2 protein-coding genes and 1 pseudogene are annotated in these 3,245 nt (G+C 42.2%); 2 read left to right on the forward strand and 1 reads right to left on the reverse strand.

Features of this window, described 5'->3' with window-relative positions; translation table 11 throughout:
* Nucleotides 1–107: 107 nt before the first annotated feature.
* Both F6K38_RS37790 and F6K38_RS37795 read left to right on the forward strand, forming a co-directional pair.
* Nucleotides 108–1,706: a helix-turn-helix transcriptional regulator gene (locus F6K38_RS37790; RefSeq protein WP_052308474.1), complete on the forward strand. Its 1,599-nt coding sequence runs from the start codon at nucleotides 108–110 to the stop codon at nucleotides 1,704–1,706.
* 430 nt (nucleotides 1,707–2,136) lie between these two features.
* Nucleotides 2,137–2,709 (forward strand): Uma2 family endonuclease, encoded by a 573-nt coding sequence (locus F6K38_RS37795; protein WP_009149494.1) that lies wholly within the window; start codon nucleotides 2,137–2,139, stop codon nucleotides 2,707–2,709.
* A gap of 289 nt (nucleotides 2,710–2,998) precedes the next feature.
* On the opposite strand, the pseudogene F6K38_RS37800 reads toward F6K38_RS37795, so the two are convergent.
* Nucleotides 2,999–3,245, reverse strand: a pseudogene (locus F6K38_RS37800) (hypothetical protein); the annotation flags it as partial.

Below are 3,245 nucleotides of genomic sequence, written 5' to 3' on the forward strand. Positions count from 1 at the left end.
TAAATACCAGAAGTTTCCTTATACAGTAAGCTTGATGAGTTTTTTAACTGTAAATTTAGCATAAAAGGTATTGAAGAACCATTATTCGTTATCCCAACATAGGGACGTTGCACAGCACTGACCCAACAGAGATCGAACGGGTTTTGGGAACAGTGCCCGATTTTGCCACTCCCCTCCAAGAAGTCTGTGCTTTGATGGCCAAACTCAAGGGAGAAATCTATGGTGACCCGAATGCGATTGCAACGGATTTACAGTGGCTACAGGACAATGGGCTAATTAACAGCAATGATCACAATGGTGAGGGCGTTGCTGATTCTGGGTATGATTCTGCCCCCCTAGCCCCCCAATTCTGGGGGGAACAAAACTCTGAAAGTCCCCCCCGGTGCGCTTTCCAATGGGCGAGTAAATCGCCCTTGGGTCGCACCGCAAAGTTGGGGGATTTAGGGGGCTTGACCAAAACCAGACGATCGCACATTCATACTTCAATTCAGCAACGCCATTCTGAGCTAATCCTGCCCATGGTACAGAATCCCCATCTACTCACCCATGCCTATTCCGATCTAGAACCCTTTCAGCGGCTGCTCAAGACAATTCGGTTTATCTTGCATCATCCTTTTTTGCCAAAATCCGGAAATAGTAGCCTCAAAACCTTGACAAATGCCCTCCAAGAAAATGGTGTAATCATTGGCAATGGCATCGATACCCTGCGCAAAGATATCGAAAAAATCCTCAAACCCTATAAGATATTACGCAACTTTCCCCTCAAGCAAGGCTATTTTGCAGGCACCGGCATATTCTCTAGGCAGGAACTGGGTAAAGTTTTTGCAGTGCTGCAATCTCAAGCCAAAAGTTTAGACGATCCCATGGCACTCTCTACCTATGAGATGTTCCAGCAACGGATGACCCACTCAAAATTAGACCCCCCTTCCACCTATCCAGTGCGAGCAATTCGCAATCGCTGTATCGTAGATGCCGACTCCCTCCAGGATTCAGCCTTGCTCAATCATCTAGACAAACTCGAAAATGCGATCGCCCAAGGGGAATTATTAGAATTAAATCGAATTAAAGGCGGTGGCCGATTTGCTGGAGATCACGACGGATTTTTTCAAGCTTGGCCCCTGCAAATAGTATTTTACAATCACGCCTGGTATTTAGCATTTCAGCACCACGGCGGTAACGAGGATAAACTATTCCGGTTTGGACGATTAGACCGACTCTTTCTCGGTCGTGCCCTTGGCCAAACCCGCGATATGAAACAACAATGGCAATCCTTGGAGAAGCTGGAAAAACTCCACCAAGCAAGTGCCGGATTATTTCTTGGTAATAGTGCTAGGGAACAGCAGCAGTTACTCAGTAGCAATAAATCAGAACAGTCAGCAGTTCAGGTCACCGTTGAACTGTGGTTTAATGACCATATGTTCCGATTTGTAAGTGAAGGAACCAAGCGCTTCAAACACATAAAAATGTCTCCCCCCTTAACCGGAAAATCCAGCTTCTCTAAATCATTATTTTCACTTCCTAAAACCAAAGACCCCAATTTTCCCAATCGCTTTCAAGTAATATTACCCAAGTGGGCATTAGAGGATGTCGATTTTTTTCCATGGATTATCGGTTTTGGCGGCCAAGTTAAAGTAATCCAACCTCAAGAATTAGTCGATAAAGTTAAGAAAATTGGCGCTGAGATTTGTAGGGTTTATCAAGATTAGGGAGTAGGGAATCGGGAATCGGGAATCGGGAATCGGGAATCGGGAATCGGGAGTAGGGAGTAGGGAGTCGATAATATATAGCGTTTATTTTATTTATGAGGTACTGCTATGAACCTCAAAGTCCCCCTTATTAAGGGGGATTTAGGGGGATCATTTTGTATCTAATTGTAGAGAGAATTGCTATAATTATAATATAGCATTTATAAATAGATCATAAAAACTAATGCTGATTTATCATATAGCACTACGCATTAAAGTTAGGACATTGATATAAGCAGCAAAAGCTTTTGTAGTAAACTTTTGCCTCTTGCCTTTTGCCTTTTGCCTTTTTTATGTTCCCTGTTCCCTGTTCCCTGTTCCCTTGTCCCATCAATCCTATGTTTAAATCTAAAATATAAATACTATAGAGCTACATCCACGGAGTATAATTATGAATCAGGCAGTAAATGAGAGAGTATGCTGGACTATTCATGACCTAGAATTGCTACCAGAAAATGAAGGAACACGCTACGAAATCATTGATGGAGAATTATTTGTGACTAGAGCGCCTCATACTAAACATCAGCAAACCTGTGGCAAAATTTTTCGACAGCTAGATGCTTGGTCTGAAGCCAGTGGTTTAGGAGAAGCTATTCCTAGTCCCGGTGTCCTGTTTTCAGCAATCCTTTATGTTATTCCCGATGTCGTTTGGGTTACTCAAGAAACCTATACATTAACGTTAGATAAATCAGGACATCTAACTGGTGCCCCAGAATTAGCTGTGGAAGTTTTATCTGCTAGTCAACAAGACCAAAGGCGAGACCGAGAAGCTAAACTAAAACTTTACTCTTCCCGAGGCGTCAAAGAATATTGGATTGCTGATTGGAGGTCTCGCAATCTCCAAGTCTATCGCCGGGAAAACAGTCAGCTCAAATTAGTAGCAACCCTGTTCAGCCAAGATACCCTAACCTCTCCCATACTACCTGGTTTTAGTTGTACTGTGGCTCAGTTTTTTCCTAAATAAAAGGGAGTGGGGAATAGGGAGTAGGGAGTAGGGAGTAGGGAATCGGGAGTCGATAATATATAGCGTTTATTTCATTTATGAGGTACGGCTATGAACTTCAAAGTCCCCCTTAATAAGGGGGATTTAGGGGGATCGATTTGTACCTCATGGGAGAGAGACTTACTAGAATTAATATATAGCATTTATAAATAGATCATAAAAACTAATGCTGATTTATCATATAGCACTACGCATTAAAGTTAGGACATTGATAGAAGTAGCAAAAGCTTTTGTAGTAAACTTTTGCCTCTTACCTCTTGCCTTTTGCCTTTTGCCTTTTTTCTGTTCCCTGTTCCCTAAAACCCAATAATTTGTAACTCACCCAATTGCAAACCGCCGTAACTGAAAGCTGAAAGCTGAAAGCTGATAACTGATAGCTGATAGCTGATAGCTTGCGACCGCATTTCTTTACATTACCCCTCAAACAAAAATCTAAAAACCCTTGACAACTTAAAATATAATCATTACGATTATAAATGTACACCAAAAGCAAAAGG

It is taken from the genome of Moorena sp. SIO3B2 (genome assembly GCF_010692525.1).
Classification (GTDB): Bacteria; Cyanobacteriota; Cyanobacteriia; order Cyanobacteriales; family Coleofasciculaceae; genus Moorena; species Moorena producens.

What these genes read in the sequence shown, in the direction of transcription:
- F6K38_RS37795 (WP_009149494.1), top strand. Translation starts at nt 2,137, where the DNA reads ATGAATCAGGCAGTAAATGAGAGAGTATGCTGGACTATTCATGACCTA.